The organism is Treponema maltophilum ATCC 51939 (genome assembly GCF_000413055.1).
Lineage (GTDB): Bacteria > Spirochaetota > Spirochaetia > Treponematales > Treponemataceae > Treponema_C > Treponema_C maltophilum.
The window spans coordinates 505,850-522,567 of the sequence record NZ_KE332518.1 but is presented as its reverse complement, the minus strand read 5'-3'; the positions used below and the strand labels follow the sequence as shown (position 1 = coordinate 522,567).

Sequence of the window (16,718 nt, the reverse complement as noted above, 5' to 3'; positions counted from 1 at the left end):
TTATGGGCTTATGCGCCCATGCCTTACGGACTTACGCACCCAGCGTTTATGGGGCTATGCGTCCGCACCTTACAACGTTACCGTAAGCGGTTTCGCAAATCGTCCCGTCTTTACGACTTTAAGCGCCTTGCCTCCGCCAGAATGCTTCGTCCGCACTTCAATGTAGTACGTTCCCGCTTCCAAATCGGCGGGGATGATAGCTATTAAGCGGGCAGGCTTGTTTTCGGCGATGACCGCTGCCCGCACAGGCGCTCCCGTTTCGGGTACAAAGAAGATGCCCTGTACCGAGTCCTTTTGGTCGAACTTGAGGCGGCTTCCGGTAATCTGTACCACCGCGCCCCTGGTCAGTATCGTATTTACCGTCTCCGATACCACGTCTTTTACTTCGCTGATGTACGGGTCGGTGCTTGCAGTTCCGATCTTTTCGCACTTGATTTTGGACAGCGCGCTGCGCAACAGGGTGCCTGCCGTCATGTTCAAATTGACCGCGTGCCGCTTTTTATCGAAGGCGTCGTTTGCCCCGTTGAACACGCCGGAAATGCTCAAAGCGGTGTTCATGAGCGGCGTGTTTAAGGCAGAGCCGTCGGCAATGATTGAAGCGCACACTTCGCCGTAGATTTGCAGCACCGCCGAAACGTCGGCACGTGTGAGCGTGGAACCCTTTTGCATCATAGCGTCGATAATCTCGTCAAGCGTGTACGAGCGCACGTCCTGCACCTGCGCCATAAAGTCGTCCGGCGCAGCCGTCAGTAAGTTTTCACGAAGAGCGTACTTTAACATGGTATTCTCCTTTGGGAGGAAGAGAGACACCTTGTTCAGAGCAAGGTTTCTCTCTTCCTCCCAAGCCCTCCTACTCTCTTCCCACACTGAGAACAAGCAACTTTCGTTCGTACATAAAACAGTGCAGAATAGAATGCGGGCGGTTTTTATCTTTCAGCCATGATAATTCTTCCAAATTATTTGTGGCTGAACCCCGATTTTCAAACCCGAAGAAGAACAATGCTACGCAAACGGTTTACCTGTGTTTTTGTGTTCTGTTTACCTCCTTTTGCGATAAAATAAAAAAGCGCACGAAAGACGATATGTCTTTTGTGCGTATGGTGTACTGTGAGAAAATTGTATGTTCCGGCAGGGACGCCGGGAATGGTTTTCGTATGCGCCCTTTGCACGGAGCGCAAAAGGCGATGAAAGAATTGTACAGGGACGTACAATTCTTTCGAAGTTCCGCTGCGAAAAAAATTCTGCACAAGCGAAGCGCGGCATCCGCCAGCGAATGCTTCGAGGCAGCCTTTTTTTGCAGCGGGTTCGTGCAGCCGCTATCATTTAATTGTTTTACGGATTTTGTGTTTTGGGTATAGTTTACACTACACGAACGAACGAACGAACGAACGAACGAACGAACGAACGAACGAACGAACGAACGAACGAACGAACGAACGATTATGCACCGTTCGGCAGCTTTGTCAACCATCCGGGCGGTATTTTGTGCGATTTGTGTTACATGTTGCTGCGCAAAAGAGGCATGGTCGTGGAGCGGAATACTGTGTGCGCTGCGGCATTGTTCCATGTTAAAAGTGTAGCACGGTTTACGGGGTTTATCAACTACGTTTTGTATTGTCTGCGCCTATAATAATAGGTGAGCGGTTATCCGCTCAAAACCTATGTTTCAAGGAGGCACGTATGGATTTTCTTCTCCGTCATAAAAGCGTAGACGAACTGACCTTTACCGATGATTTTATGTTCGGCACGATTATGAAAAACAAACCTATTTGCAAAGGTGTGCTTGAACGCTTACTGCATATCAAAGTCGGCAAAATAGAATACCCGTCTTTGCAAAAAACGATTGCCCCATTTTACGAAAGCAAAGGCATTCGCCTCGACGTTTATGTCGCTGAACCTTCCCGTGTTTTCGATATCGAAATACAGGCGTCCGCCCATCCCGACCTTCCAAAGCGCACACGGTACTATCAAAGCCTCATGGACGTAGATTGTTTACTGCGCGGTCAAAGTTATGCGGAACTCAAAGAGAGCTATGTTATCTTTATTTGTACACAGGATCCGTTCGGCAAAGGACTTCCCGTATATACTTTTGAAAACACGTGCAGAGAAGATAATACTCTTTTTCTTACAGACAAAACGACAAAAGTGTTTTATAATGCAAGCGCATACGGCAAAGAAAAAGACGATGAATTGCATGCGCTATTACAATATCTGTGCGAAAAACAGGCAACAAGTCATTTTACGCAGACCATTGATGGACTTGTTGAAACGACTAAAAACAACGAAAGGTTCAGGAGCTTGTATATGTCATTAAATATTCATAAAGATGATTTACTCAGACAGGGTTCCCTTATAGGCGAGAAAATCGGCTTTGAAAAAGGCAGACGTGACGGCCTTGCCAAGGGCGCCTACCAAAAAGCGCTCGAAACGGCTCAAACGATGAAAAGCATGCAGTACCCGATTGCCGATATCCATAAAATTACGGGCCTAAGCATTGCCGAAATAAACAACCTGTAATCACCTATTCCGCGCGGACTTCCAAACCGCCCTGCGAATCGGTTTTGATTACGTACATTTTTCCGGGTGTACACGCGCTTAAGCTGAGGTACACGTGTTTGCTGTGCGGAGCGCCGGAAAGCCGTTGGCTCAAGCCGAAGAAGGGACGAAGCGCATAGCGCGCAAGCCGGTAAAAATCTTTTTCGTATCCCGTATAATTATACAAAAGACATGTTTGACGGCGCATATAATAGCGGCTTAAAGGCGTTCCGCTGCGGTAGGATTTATGCGGAGGAACGCCGGAGCCGGAAGCGTAAATGCACAGCGGAAAATACACCGTTTTTCCGCCGAACTGAGCGCCGGCAAACTCGACGACCAAAGAATCGCCCTTCCACGAGCGCTCTACGGCGGCCAGTTCTTTATGCGCCGAATCGAAGAGGTAAAAGGCCGCGCTCACCGTGTCGCCGCTTGAACCGTAGAGCAAAAAGCGCACGGGTACCGCGTCGGAAAAAGACGGGATGCGTTTGCCGGCGTCGAAGCATACGCGGAATCGGTAAAAGTCCTCCGCTGCGGCAATCAATAAAACGGCAAAAACCGCAAGCGAAAAGATTTTTATGTATAATTCCGTTTTTTTTGCCGGCTTCATAGTTCCGTTTTCATAGTTCCGTTGGTGCCCCGTTTTCCAATAAAGCCAAAAACGCTTTTTCATCGATAATCGGCGTTCCCTGTTCGGCGGCTTTTTTGTTTTTCGACGAGCCCGAAAAAGGATCGTTGGTAACCAAATACGAAAGTCCCTTTACGACGGCCGATTTTACTTCGCCGCCTGAAGCCTTAACGAGTTTTTCGGCATCGCTGCGCTTCATTGTCGTCAATTCTCCGGTAAAGCAAAAGCTTTTACCGGCTAAAAAGGCTTTGTCCTTCGAAAGAGGTTTTTCGATCGTGATAATGCCGTTTTCGGTTAAGTGCAGCATTTCGCTGCGGCATTCGGCAAGGCCCTGCACAAGCACGCGGGCGCTGATATCGCCGAAGCCGTAGACCGACGCGATATCTTCTTCGCGCGCGTTTAAAAGTTTATCGAGCGTGTTAAAGCCCGCTTCAACCAGTTTTTCGGCAAGCGTTTCGCCGATGCCTTCGATGTCGAATCCCGCAATAAAACGCGCAAGCGGAACGGTCGTTCCGGAATGAATCGAAGCGACGATTTTTGCGGCGCTTTTTTTGCCCAAGCCGTCGAGTTCGGCAAGTTCGTCTTCGGTGAGCGTATAGATGTCTGAAACGGAGGCGAGGCGTTTTGTTTCATATAAGCGCCTGATGAGGGTTATGCCGAAGTCGCGTATGTCGAGGACGGCCACCCATTTTTCGATGCGGTGATGGATGCGCTTGGGACACGCGACGTTCGGGCAATACAGCCTTGTTCCTTCGTCGCACAGAGGCGAACCGCATACGGAACAATGCGTCGGGAAGGCGACCGGAATTTTTTCCGCATTTTTTGCAGTGTCGCCGCTTTGAGGAGTGCGGGTATTTTCAGAATCGCCGCCGCTCTCAAGGGCGCGATCTTTACCTTCGGCCTCGTCTTCTATAACGCGCTCTATTTTGGGAATTATTTCGCCGCGTTTGGTAACGACAACGCGGCTTCCGATGTGTACGCCGAGCGAATGGACGGTATTCGGGTTGACGAGGCTCGCGCGCTTTACCTTTGTGCCGGCAAGGTCTACCGTATCGAATTCGGCGATGGGCGTGTAAGTTGCGCCCGATTCACTCCAAATAACGGAGCGTACGGTGCTGACCGCTTCTTCCAAACTGAATTTAAACGCGATTTGTTTTTCCGGGCGCTCGCGCTCGCTGTCGCGCAGATCTATCGTTTGTCCCTTTACGACCAAGCCGTCTATGTCGTAGGGCAAGCCGGGGCGCAAGTCCATAACCTTTGCGCGGTAATCGATAACTTGACCGCTTCCGCGGCACAGGTGAACGGGAACGACGTCAAAGCCTTGGGCTGCGAGCCATTCCACCTTTCCCGTTTCGTTGGCAAAAGGAGAGCCTTCGCCGGAACGCGCATCGCTTCCGAGCGGCTCAAAGCGCGCATCGTAGCAGATGATTTGCAAATGCTCGCTTCCCGTTCCGTCTTTGCGCTTCATTAAGCCGTTGGCGGCGTTCCTGCAGTTCGCCTTGTCGGCATAAAATTGTTTGTGAATTGCGCGGCTCATAATAACTTCTCCGCGCACGCCGCCGGTCAGCGCAGCCGAGAGGCGCGGCACAAAGCCTTTCATTTTGCGCACATTGCGGCTTATGTCGTCGCCGATTATGCCGTCGCCGCGCGTAACGCCGCGCACAAAAACGCCCTTGTCGTATTGCAGTTCGAGGCTCGCGCCGTCCAGCTTGTATTCGACGACGAATTCGTCAAAGCTTTGTTTTGCGGCCCATTGTTCAAACTCTTCGGGATTCGCGGCTTTTTCCTGGCTTCCCATCGGAATAAGATGGCGCACTTTTTCGTAGGTTAAACCCGCCGCATCCGGCGCGTCCTGCAAATCCGAACCGATTTTTTTAAGCACGGGGTTTTCCGGATCCAGCGCTTTCAGTTCATCCCACAGCGCATCGAACTCGGCGTCGGAGATTTCGCCTTCGCCGGTATAATACGACTTTTGATAGCGCAAAATACGATTTGCAAGTTCGCTTATTTTAAGTTCCGCTTCCATCTTTTTTTTCATACACCAGTTCGAAAATTTCGCGGCCGGCGTTTTTCCCTTTCGTTTCGAATTTCGTTTGCGGGCGCCAACTTTGCGCTTCGGCAAAACCGCCGTACTTGTTGCAAAGCCCTTCGACCTCGTTCAATTCTTCCATCGCAAAGCACGCATACGGCTCCCAATCGGTTACCATATAAATATACCCCGAACGGCTCAGTTTTGTACACAGCATATCCGTAAAGGGGCGTTTTATTAGACGCCGCTTGTGGTGCTTTTTTTTGGGCCACGGATCGGGGAAAAAAAGATGAAAGCCGCTTACCGAATTGTCGGGAATCATTTCTTCGAGAACTTCGACCGCATCGTGTTCGATGATAAAAAGATTGGAAAGATTTTTTCGCCGTATTTCGCCCAAGAGTTTTCCGACGCCGGGGCGGTGTACTTCAATGCCGATGTAATCGGTTTCGGGATTTTGTTCGGCGATGAGGGCGGTTGCCGTTCCCATGCCGAAACCTATTTCTATAACGACATTGTTCGTGTTACCGAACAGATCGCTGTAATTGATGTGCTCGTGCGCAAAGGGAACGCACCACTTGGACGATAGGGTTTCGTAGTCGCGCTGCTGAGCTTCGGTCATGCGCCCCGCACGCAAAACGAAAGAACGTATCGGGCCGTATGCCGTCACCGCGCACCGCCTGAACTTAAAGCCGTGCCGTCTTCTTCGGTTAAAGGAATGCTCGGCAATGCGGCAAGCGACTGCCCGTCCGGCGCAATCAAAATTCTGCGCGTATAAAAAGCGCCCGGATATTTTTCGGCAATTTCGGAACGCGCGATCCGCTCTTTTTCGATATTGTAGCCGAGCAAAAAACCTTCCGCATCGAAAACGGCAAGGCGTTCGGTTTTGTATGTATCGAGTTTTACGTTTTTTACCGGCTGCATTTTTTGTACAAAGAACGACGTTTCGGCCTTCATCGACGCCTTATCGGTGTACAAAAGCCGATATTCGCCGCTTGTAAATTCGGTTCCGTCCGCGCACGCGATGTTCGCGCTTCCGATCCACACGAAGTTGTTATCCGCGTCGAAAACGCGCGAAGGTTTTTCGATCTTCCACGTATAGCCGCCTGAAGTCAGCGTGAGCGTTCCGTTCGTCTGCGACTGCGCATGTAAGCGCACAAAAACCGCCATGCGCATAACCGGCGCTTTTCCCATGCTTTCATAATCGTAAATAACCGCCGTGCGCACATCGTCGAACGACGGCTGCGGAGAAGGACAAGCCGTAAAGATAAAACAAACAATTATAAAAACATATCCCAAAAAGCGCTTCATAGCTTAAAATCGCTTAAAAATTAAACGTCATATTGATGACGGTCAATTCGCTCGCGGTAAACTGCGCAACGTGAGAATCGAATTTAATATTCACCTGTTTACACGCGTCGTCCAAATACGAAAGATAGTACAAGCCCAAATCCGTCCTTCCCTTTTGGGTCGGAAGTTCTTTATAAAAGTCTATCAAATTCTTTTTCTTTAAATCGGCGGACTTTGACGTTTCGATGCTTTCTTTTACTTCCTGGAATTCATCGTCCTGATTGTACACCGTTATCTGGAGCACGCCCTGTTTGCCCATTGCCGAAGAACCGCCGCCGAATTTCCACGATGCGGAAACGAGCTTGTTTTTGTGGCGCAGCTCGCCTATGATTTTTTTACGAACAATCGGGTCAAAAAGCGTTATACTGCTTTCGCCGAATCCCCGGTACATAATTTCGGCTTCCTTGCTCATATTCATGTTTTCGCAGTACGAAGCGATTTCGATCAGCATGAGCGAAATGTATTCGGCAATAGTGCCCTTGCCTATGTAATTGCGCAGCGCATCTCTGACGACTTGCAGCATTTGAAGAAAGCCGTTTTTTTTCGAAAACAAAACGATAAGGTACCAGTTATACGGACTGAGTTTTGCCAAAAACTTTTCGATCATAAGCAGGTAGGTATTTTTTTCTTCGTCCGAATAGCGATTGTTGCGCACGATTTCGAGATTCAAAGGGTCGAGAATAAGCCGCCGTATATCGTTGATGTGTGAAGCGTACCGCTTCATAATCGATTGCAGCGTGTGCGGAGCAACCGTCGTTTTACTGTCGAAAAACTGCGCGGGGTGAGCCCTGTTGTGTTTTTTTATAACGTCTGTTACCAAAAGATCCTTTTGCACTTGCGCACTGAACTGACGGTACAGCATCGAAAAGACAATCAATTTTCCAAGGTCGATTATCTCCTGACGCGATGTCGTAAATTCGGGCAGAGAAAGTTCGATTTTCGATACGTAATCCAATAAAATCAGCTTTTGCAAAGATGAGGGCGCAAAATTATTCAAAACAATGCCGCTTTCTTCGGTGTTGTCGACCATTTTCAGCCGGGAAAGTTTTTTTTTGTTGTAGATAAAGGAAGTGGCACCTTCTTCGCTCAACGCGATTTTAAGAGGTAAATCCAACATTACTTTTTTAGGAACTTTTGCCATTATACCCTAAATATACTAGTCTTTGAAAACTTTGTCAAACGCTTACATTTCTTTACATATTATTACTATTTTCTCTGTTATTATTATTTCTTCCGCCACACGCGGGCAAAGGCGTATGTGTACTCATTATGTTTTAATTTCGGTTCATACCGGTCCCTGCCTAAGACCTTGACGGCACACGGTTTCGCCGTTATGCTTGCATCATGATTATCGACGGAAAAACACTGAACGGGCACTGTTCATGCGGACGCGTTCACGAGATGAGCACAAAGGCGGCGATTATTGAAGCAGGCTGTCTTAAAAAATTCGATTCATTTTTAAACGAATACGGCCTTCGCGGAAAAAGAGCGGCGCTGTACGACGCTCACACATACGAAGCCGTCGGCCGGTCAAAACCGAAAGCGGACTGCGAAATCGTTTTGAATCCTGAAAACCTGCATGCGAACGAAAAAGCCGTCGAAGAAGTTTTGAATTCGCTCGAAGCCGATACGCAAATTATCGCCGCCGTCGGAAGCGGAACAATCCACGATATCGCGCGCTATTGCGCAAAACAAAAAAATCTGCGCTTTGTTTCGTGTCCCACGGCGGCAAGCGTAGACGGCTTTTGTTCAACCGTATGCGCGATGACTTGGCACGGCTACAAAAAAACGATGAGCGGCGTCGCCCCCGAACTGGTTATCGCCGACACCGCCATACTGCGCGACGCGCCGCTCGATTTGACGCTTGCCGGAATCGGCGACATTATCGGCAAATACACGGCTTTGGCCGATTGGAAAATCGCGCACGCACTTGCGGGCGAATTCTTTTGCCCCGTTATTGAGCGGATGACGCGGGAAGCGCTTACGACCGTCCACGAGGATTGCAAAAAAATGGCCGAGCGCGATCCCGATGCGATCGAACAACTTGCCTATGCGCTTATTTTATCGGGCCTTGCCATGCAGCTTATGGGAAACTCGCGCCCTGCGTCGGGTTCCGAACACCACATTTCCCACCTTATCGAAATGTCGCCCCGCGCCCTTCCCGTGCGATTTACCGCCCTGCACGGAGAAAAAGTCGGGATCGGAACAATGCTCGTTTCCGGCATCTATCAGCGTTTGGCGCACACCGAAGATATTCGTCCGTTTGTAAAACCCTACGCGTTCCCGCGCGTTTCCGAACTCGAAGAATTTTACGGAAAAGATTTGGTGTCGTCGGTACTTGAAGAAAACAAAAACGACTGCATGGCGAAGGTAGACGAAAACGCGCTCATACGCACATGGCCTGCTATCCGCCGCATTGTCGCCGAAATTCCTTCGCAAAACGAACTGCTGCGTTTGTACGAAACGATTCATGCAAAAAAAAGCCTCGGCGAAATCGGCGTCCCGGACGACGGTTTACCTTTGTTGGCGGAGTTTTCGCCTACCGTGCGCAACCGCATGACACTCATGCGCATAAAAAGAATGCTCGACCTTTAGGGGTGTTGACCGTAAAGCGAATTTACCGTTATGCTGTTCCTATGAAGTCCGTATCCGCAGCGGCGTGCGTTTTGCTTTTGCTCGCGGCCTTTCAAAGTTCGATTCCCTTGCAAGCCGAAACGGTTAAGTCGGAACAGGCTTTGTACTCCGATTTTTTGTACGATTTTTTTGCGCACAAAGGTTTGAATCCGGAGCGGCAGCTTTTGCAAAATACGCTGTCGCAGGATTTTCCGTACAATGTTATCGTATCGGTCAATAAGGGGAAGAGCGAAAAAAAACTGATTGTCGTTTTTCCGCAGCAGGAGGCAAAACCGATGCTGGACGACATCGGTGCATTTATACAAAGGCTTTCCTTGCAGCAAAGCGATTTTCAAGCCGAATTCGTCTTTACGGCGAACGACTGCAGCCCGGCAGCCGCAACGGCGCAAAAACTACACGAAAACGTAAATGAAAATGCGGGAACGCGTACCTATATAGATAATTTGAACATGGAAGAAGATACGGCGGCAATTGTCGTCCGCACAGCCGAGCGCGGCCGCATTTTTCCCGCTTACCGCACGGAACTTATAGAAATCGTTCCCGGCGGAACGGGAGAATACGGCAAGGGTACCGTCGTTCCGCGCTCGTTTTTTTCGGTTATCGTAAACGCGTTTGCCGCGGCGAAAGCCGATTACTATATAAACGCGCATTTTTTATCGTTATATCGGCTTGGCTTAATAAGGGCGGAACCGCTCGTTTCGGAATGGCTTTCGTCAGGCATTCCGGCCGTTTTGTTCCATATGAATGAGCGCAACCGGGCTCAAGTGTTCAGCGTCGTTGAAAACTGCATTTATGAATACGGCGATTCGCAGACAATTCATGACGATACTCATTACAGCGTGTTCCGTCTTTTTAACCGCGTTGTTTGGATTTCCGAAAAAACCTACGTTCTCTTTTTGGTCGCTTCGGCGGCCGTTACGCTGTTTCTCTTTTTTATTCTTTCGTTTATACGCGGAGAACACCGCCACGTACACCGCGAAGAATTTTTCCGCACGTGGTTTTTAATTCCGCTTTCAGCGGCCGCCGCCGTTTTGCTGCTTTTTGCCGCGCAATTCATCACGGGCGCCGTCATCGGAAAAGAAGGCGTTTCGGCTTTGTTTTTTCTCGGCGTAAAAACCGCTTTTGCCGTTTGTTTCTTTATCGTCGGATTTTTTCCGTTCGTCTATTATCTTTTTAAACTTCCCCTGACGGGTTTTATATACGGCTATCAGCTTTCGATAGCAGCCTTTTTGAATATCTTTTTATTCGCCTCCGTAGACGTTACCCTCATCCCGATTTTTATCGCCGAATATATTATCGTGTATATTTCGCGCACCGTGCGCAAAGTCGTGCCGCTTGCGCTTTGCCTGCTTTTTATGCTGGTGCCGTACATTCCGTTTATAAAAGCGGTCGGCGAATTTGATTCGGAATTGACGCGCCGTTTTATAAGCGGTGCCGATTTTTTTACCGACCTTTTATACGCGGCGCTTTTACTGCCCTTTTTGCTTATAAGCATTCGCATTTTAATACGATTCAAATTATGGAAAATGCGCGGAAACGAAGCAAAAAGAAAGATGCGCATTTACGCCCTTTACGGTTTACTTTTTTTCGTCTGCTTTTTTACGGTCTGTTTCGGCGTTTTTTCTTTTATGCGCTCCGCACAAAAAAAGCGCGAAGCGCTCGACGCTGCAAAAAATGTACGGTCGGTTTCGCTTGTTCCGGAGCGCGTCGTGCAATTCGGGCGCAGCATTATGACTTTTACGTTGACATCGAAAATGCCTGTTGTCCGCTATTATATGGAAGTAACTTCGGAAACAGTGCTGCCGATTCTTGAATCGAACTATCCGTACGACATGTTTGCAAAACCCTTTACCGCGGTATTTGCCCCGGACGATTATCCGCCGCAGGATTTTATGCTGAGCTTTTCCGTCGAAGGCGTGAAAACGGTTTTGTGTACCGTTACGGCATATGTGCAAACGCCGAACGGCATACACACCGAAAAACTTGCATACACGATAGCGGGTTCAAAACGATGAGCGCACCCTGTTTTTTTCATGTGGATTTGGACGCTTTTTTCGCCTCGGTGGAACAGCTGGATAATCCCGAATACAGGGGCAAGCCCGTCATCGTCGGTTCTTTGCCCGGCGACAGGCGGGGGGTCGTTTCCACCTGTTCGTATGAAGCGCGTAAATACGGCGTACATTCGGCGATGCCCATAGGCAAAGCGTTCCGGCTGTGCCCCTCGGCAATTTTTTTGCGCGGAAGAATGAAGCGCTACCACGAAAAATCGCAGGAAGTCATGGCCGTTTTGTCGGAATTTTCTCCCGAAATACGGCAAATGTCGATCGACGAAGCGTTTATGGATATGAGCGGAACGGAACGCCTGTTCGGAACGGCGGAAGAAGCGGCAAAAAAACTTAAAGCGCAAGTGGCCGAACGCACCGGCTTGACGATTTCCATCGGAGCGGCGTCAAACAAATACATTGCGAAAATCGCTTCGGGTTTGTCGAAGCCCGACGGCTTATATATCGTCGAAAACGGCGCGGAAGAAAAATTCATGCTTTCGCTGCCGCTTAAAAAAATCTGGGGTATCGGCGAAAAAACCCTCGACAGAATTACGCGGGCGGGTTTCAATTCTTCGCGCGACATTCACAAAGCGTCGCTCAACTTGCTGCAAAGCCTGTTCGGCTCATGTACGGGAAGTTTTTTGTACCGTGCCGTACGCGGCTGCGAAGTCGAAACCTTCGACACGGAAGCGAAAAGCCGTTCGATAAGTTCGGAACATACGTTTTCGTTCGACTTAACCGACCGGTACACAATCGACACGGCGCTTTTGGAACTGTCGTGGGAACTTATGTACCGTCTTTTAACCGAAGGCTGGACGAGCAAAACCGTTCACGTAAAAATACGCTACGAAGATTTTACAACCGTCAGTATACAGGGAACGTCGGAGCGGATTATATCTTCGGCGGACGATTTATACGGCCGCGCCAAAGCCCTGTTCGATGCAAAATACGAAAACGGGCGCGGCATACGTTTACTCGGGCTCGGCGCGCAAAATCTTGAAAGCGGCGATACGCCCGTTCAAAAAGAACTGTTCGATTTCGGCGAGAAAAAAAAGGCCGCGGTCGAAAAGGCCGTCATCGGTATACAAAAAAAAAATCCCGCCATACACATAGAAAAAGCGCGCCTTTTGCACGCAAAAGAAAAACTGCAGCCCAACAAAACGCCCGCGCAAAAAATCAAGCCTAAAAACATTCCGGCAATTTTTTTGCTCGTCGCCACGGCCGCCTTGACGGGAATCCGCGGTCTTTCGGCGCAAGACTTTACGCCCAAGCCTTTTTCGTTTGCTTCGCGCGTTGCCGTTTTTTCGCTTACACCCGATTCGCCCGAAGTGGAATTTTATGCGCGCGGCAGTTGGGAAGCAAAACTCGAAACGTCTTTCGGCTTGAACCTTCCGCTCCATTCATCGAAAACAAAGGGGTCGAAAAATCAAGCGCCGGCTTTTACGTTTACCCCTCCCGTTTTTACGCAAAAAACGGATTTAACCGTGTGGTTTTTGCTGCAAAGCAAATGGTATTTTGAAGCGGCGATCGCCGACAATTACGCCAAAAGTACGGTAGCCGCAGGTTACTACGGCGAGGGTTTTTTGCGCCATGTGAGAGTCGGTAACCGCGGCATCTCTTTTCCGGGATCCTACGGCATAGACGATATAGGCAAGGGAGCCGGAGCAGCATCCGATCAGGCGCCGGGAATTACGGCACATTGGGGAAGCCCGTCTTGGCAAGCCGACGCCCTGCTGCGCTACGATATGCTCGAAAGTTTTGAAAAAAAATGGTCGGGAACAAACGAGCTTAACGAAAAGAAAATCGGTTTGGCCGACTGGCAAAAAGGCGCACGCTTTGTACTGCCCGAAGGAAGTGCAAGCCTTGTCGCATCCGTGTATGTCGAATCGGACAAAGGAAATTACAAAGACGACAGGGGTTACGTTTACGAAAAACTTTCCTCTTCCGATTATTTGATTTTGCCTTCGTCGAACGCAATCATCTTGGCAAAGAAGGTTTCCGGCAGAATCCTCGTCGATTTTCTTTCTTCAGGCGACGGAAGTGCGGAAAAAACGGAAATCGTAAATAAATTGGGAACTTTCTCCGCGGCGGGTACCGACGGCAGTTTTTTACAAGACATACAGGAATGGTTTTCACCGTTTCCGTTTCCGTCCCCGAATCCCGCGCTGGAAGACTATTCGTATCCGCCCGCAATGCCCACCTCGTCGAATCCGTCGCCGACGTTTCAAGACCGTTTTTTTACGCGAATCGGCAAAGCGGGCGCCGCCGCAAAAGTTCACGCGCTCATTCTGCAGTACCCGCCGTTTTTTTCGCCCTTTGCGGATTCTTCGCTGTATGCGCTTTCGTCTGATGTGCAAAGCACGCAGACAAGCGTCGTGTCGGCATCCGGTATAGAGCAAGCCTCCTACGGTACAATCGTTGCCGACGAAAACTCGTACGGCGGCGCCTTCGGCGGAACCGACTTTTTTGCAAAGCGAACGCAGTACATCCGTCTTTTTAACCGCGCCGTCGATCCCGCCCTGCAAGCCGGCGTTGCACGGACGGCGGAACGCTATCCTGCCGCAAAAGACAATCCTTTTATCTACCTTACGCCGAAGGCGCCCGCAGCGGAAGGCAATACAATACCGAGTTTTATCGCGGTGCAAACGTCTTCGGTTTCGCACGTACTCGACATCGGAACGGAAGCGGTACCCGGCTCGATTGTTATGTACCGCAACGGCATAAAGGATACGGCTTTCAGCTACGACGCAAAAACGGGTTTGGTACATCCGCTCAATCCGCCGCTCGCCTTCGAAACCGTACGCATTACCTGGCAGCAGCACAAAGAAGGTGCGCGCTCGGGGCGCTTGTCCGCGGCGGCGGGTATTCAAAAACGGCTTACGGAAAATCTGTTGTTCGACGCCTCTTCATCGCTGTTGTGGCCGCTTGCGCAAAAAGACTCGTACAGCACATCTTCTTCCGATGCTCCCGGCTCTTTAAGTGCGGCGGCAAAATTCGATTGGCGCAAAAACGATTTTTCGCTTAAAAACACAACGGCCCTTTCGTTTGAAATGCCCGACACAACCGGTACGAGGCGCATTCTCGGTATGGACGGCTCAAAGCCCCGAAAGATTTTGCTGACGAAAAAAGCCGACGCCGAATTTCCCGAAACCCTTGTCCCCCATCTCAAACAGCGGCCGCAACCGCCCCCGCAACCTTTTCCCGGTTTGGACCTTGCGCACAAAATCGCCATACAATCAACCGAAACGGTCCGCCTTGCGGATACGGAAGGTTATGCGGTGCGCATAAACTGGGCTTTACAAAACACGGACGATTGGGCTGCGCGCACGATAGACTTTAGGGGTGCCGCCGGCGCCTTGGCTTCGGCGCGGGAATTCAGTATTCGGCTTAAAATGGAGCCGCCCGTATCTTTGCCGGCAAACTACGAGATTTATTTGCAGCTCGGCGCAAGCGAAAATCAGCTTATCGATGGGGAAACGCCGCTTCCTACATGGCGCATAACCGAAGCCGACGCGGCCGGCGGCGATGTAAAAAAACATTTTAACCTCGGCGACGACGGCTGGCAAAAAGTGAGCGTGTACCTCCGCGATGAAGACCGCTTGCAGCTTGCACAATCGCAAAACGCACGCTTGATTATCCGCAGTACTTCCGGCACCGCATCAGGTACGCTGACGGTAGGAGCATGCGAAATAGGAAGCGCCGAATTCGGCCTTTCCGTTCCCGCAGACTGCCTGCTCCGTTCGGCGGAACAAAGCTCGCCCGTTGCGCAGAGCGCGGACATGCTCCGCTTTAATCCCGACGGAACGAACAGCGCGCAGTTTTTCGGCTGGAATATTCCGGCCGCCGGGAAAGAAGTCCGTGCATACCGCTACACGGAAGCCCTTGCCCTTTCCTCGTACGAAGAATTGGTCTTTTTTATATACATAGAAGAATCTCAAAAGACCGAGTTTTCCGTCAAGTTTGAAAGCGAAAGCGCGCAAGGTACGCAAACGGCTTTAGACTTCACGATTACCAAAACGGGAATGCAGAAGATACCGGATGCCGCGCACGGCGGAGGCTGGCAAAAAGCGGTATTCAATTTTAACCGGCGCACGCTGAGTATAAACGGCACACAACTGAGCGCACCGGACTTCAGCGTAGAAACATGTGATACGAGGCTTGCCCCGAACCGCATCGAGTTCGCCTTCAGTGCATCCGACGCGACAAACCCCGCAAACGGCAGCGCGTATATCGATGAAGTGCATGTAACGGGAAGCGATTACCGGCTCAACTTCGAAAACGTGTTTGCCTTCGACTGGGAAAAAGCCGGCACCGTAGTGTCCGTAATGGGTTTTCCGCTTGCGGCGAATCCGCAGTTTACGGCAAAAATCCGCGCCGATGTGCGAAGCGGCAATTTAAAGCATGCGGCGCAAATGCCGAAAATAGGCGCCTACGCCGACAGCCGTATAAAAGCGGATATTGCGGGAATGGAAACGTCCGTGGCGGCGGTTTTTTCGGCAGGATTTCCGGCGGCGTCTCCTGCATCGGCATTCCCGAGCGGCGCTACGACCGCGAATACATACAGTTTGCACAGCGCATCTCACAGCATTAAAACGACTCCGGTCTTTTTTATAACCCGTTTGCTGAGCGCAGGCGAAGAGTATTCTTTTGCGCCGCAAGCAGGCGGTGCAAAAAAAACGGAAAAAGCCGCGCTCGATTTTTCCGCCGTGAACTTACCGCTTTCGTTCGCTTTTAAAACCGAGGGAAACGTGTCCGCTCGGTTTCTTAAACAGGAAGCGTCGTTTGAAAGCCGCTATTCGCTAAAAAAAGAGCGGTTCGAATACGGCATCGAAGCGCGGCTGGAAGCTTTGCAGTACGGGCAAACAAACCGGACTAAGATTTCGGATTATTCTTTTTCCGATTATTTTTCGTCGTGGCTCGACGTTTCAAAGATTCAGTTTTCGGCCGGAGAAAAAAACGCCGATAAGCGGAACATCGATTTTACTTTAAACCAAAAACTGCTTTTGGCGGAAAACCGCTTTGAGCCGCAACTCCGCTTAAGCGTGCGGAACGCATACGCAAATTCGGCAAAAACCGAAAACACGGCTTCCGACTGCGCCGTTTTCAGTTTTCCGTTCAGCATAAACCGCTGGCAATTTTCCGCCGATTGGACAAAAAAATCGTCTTCGTCCGCGCCGGTCGAAAAAGGCGGCTCTTATGCGCGCGACGTTTTAACATACGCCCGCTTTACCGACAAACGCCTGTGGGCATACGTGATTCCCGTGTACGATTTTTTTGATGTCGAGCTTCCGAAAAAAATGAAGCAAAGCGGCATGAATCTTTCTTCGTACGAAAGCTTGTGGGAACTTTCGTGGAAGCGGCCCCTGTTCGTTTCGCCGTGGGATATCGTCGTGCCTTCGCGCGCTTCGTTTTCGGCCGCGCGCAGTGTGCAAACTTCTCCTTCGGATACGAGCGACACGCTTCAATTCAAAGCGAATTTCGGCTTTACCGCCTTTAACAGTTT

At 50.2% G+C, this 16,718-nt stretch carries 10 protein-coding genes and 1 pseudogene; 5 read left to right on the top strand and 6 right to left on the bottom strand.

What is annotated here, in order from left to right; translation table 11 throughout:
- Positions 1 to 69 precede the first annotated feature (69 nt).
- The gene (locus HMPREF9194_RS02340; protein WP_016524763.1) at positions 70 to 780 is read right to left on the bottom strand and encodes a DNA-binding domain-containing protein; all 711 of its coding nucleotides are present in this window, start codon (positions 778 to 780) and stop codon (positions 70 to 72) included.
- A 568-nt stretch (positions 781 to 1,348) separates the two neighbouring features.
- Here HMPREF9194_RS02340 and HMPREF9194_RS12220 point away from each other — a divergent pair.
- The gene (locus HMPREF9194_RS12220; RefSeq protein ID WP_156827980.1) at positions 1,349 to 1,630 is read left to right on the top strand and encodes a hypothetical protein; all 282 of its coding nucleotides are present in this window, start codon (positions 1,349 to 1,351) and stop codon (positions 1,628 to 1,630) included.
- A 50-nt stretch (positions 1,631 to 1,680) separates the two neighbouring features.
- Positions 1,681 to 2,517 (top strand): Rpn family recombination-promoting nuclease/putative transposase, encoded by an 837-nt coding sequence (locus tag HMPREF9194_RS02330; protein ID WP_016524761.1) that lies wholly within the window; start codon positions 1,681 to 1,683, stop codon positions 2,515 to 2,517.
- 4 nt (positions 2,518 to 2,521) lie between these two features.
- On the opposite strand, the gene HMPREF9194_RS02325 is transcribed toward HMPREF9194_RS02330, so the two are convergent.
- The 5 genes from HMPREF9194_RS02325 to HMPREF9194_RS02305 are packed head-to-tail and all read right to left on the bottom strand — an operon-like array spanning position 2,522 to position 7,677.
- Entirely contained in the window at positions 2,522 to 3,205 is a 684-nt protein-coding gene (locus HMPREF9194_RS02325) for a hypothetical protein (RefSeq protein ID WP_016524760.1), read from the bottom strand.
- Positions 3,153 to 5,186 carry a helix-hairpin-helix domain-containing protein gene (locus HMPREF9194_RS02320; protein WP_040846495.1) on the bottom strand — a complete coding sequence of 678 codons (2,034 nt, stop codon included), beginning with the start codon at positions 5,184 to 5,186 and terminating at the stop codon, positions 3,153 to 3,155. Before HMPREF9194_RS02320 ends, HMPREF9194_RS02325 begins: the two co-directional genes overlap by 53 nt.
- Positions 5,170 to 5,808, bottom strand: coding sequence for a tRNA (guanosine(46)-N7)-methyltransferase TrmB (trmB, locus tag HMPREF9194_RS02315; RefSeq protein WP_156828046.1), 639 nt, complete (start codon positions 5,806 to 5,808; stop codon positions 5,170 to 5,172). Before trmB ends, HMPREF9194_RS02320 begins: the two co-directional genes overlap by 17 nt.
- A 44-nt stretch (positions 5,809 to 5,852) precedes the next feature.
- Positions 5,853 to 6,485 (bottom strand): hypothetical protein, encoded by a 633-nt coding sequence (locus HMPREF9194_RS02310; protein WP_211209550.1) that lies wholly within the window; start codon positions 6,483 to 6,485, stop codon positions 5,853 to 5,855.
- 25 nt (positions 6,486 to 6,510) lie between these two features.
- Positions 6,511 to 7,677 carry a DUF8084 family protein gene (locus tag HMPREF9194_RS02305; protein ID WP_016524756.1) on the bottom strand — a complete coding sequence of 389 codons (1,167 nt, stop codon included), beginning with the start codon at positions 7,675 to 7,677 and terminating at the stop codon, positions 6,511 to 6,513.
- Between the two features lie 203 nt (positions 7,678 to 7,880).
- Between HMPREF9194_RS02305 and HMPREF9194_RS02300 the strand changes: the two genes are divergently transcribed.
- From HMPREF9194_RS02300 to dinB, 3 genes and pseudogenes are all read left to right on the top strand, one after another.
- Positions 7,881 to 9,131 carry a sn-glycerol-1-phosphate dehydrogenase gene (locus tag HMPREF9194_RS02300; protein ID WP_016524755.1) on the top strand — a complete coding sequence of 417 codons (1,251 nt, stop codon included), beginning with the start codon at positions 7,881 to 7,883 and terminating at the stop codon, positions 9,129 to 9,131.
- Positions 9,132 to 9,172: 41 nt separating this feature from the next.
- Positions 9,173 to 11,185 carry a hypothetical protein gene (locus HMPREF9194_RS02295; RefSeq protein ID WP_016524754.1) on the top strand — a complete coding sequence of 671 codons (2,013 nt, stop codon included), beginning with the start codon at positions 9,173 to 9,175 and terminating at the stop codon, positions 11,183 to 11,185.
- A pseudogene (gene dinB / locus HMPREF9194_RS12590) lies at positions 11,182 to 12,345 on the top strand (DNA polymerase IV); the annotation flags it as partial. The gene HMPREF9194_RS02295 and the pseudogene dinB, both read left to right, overlap by 4 nt.
- Positions 12,346 to 16,718: the final 4,373 nt, after the last annotated feature.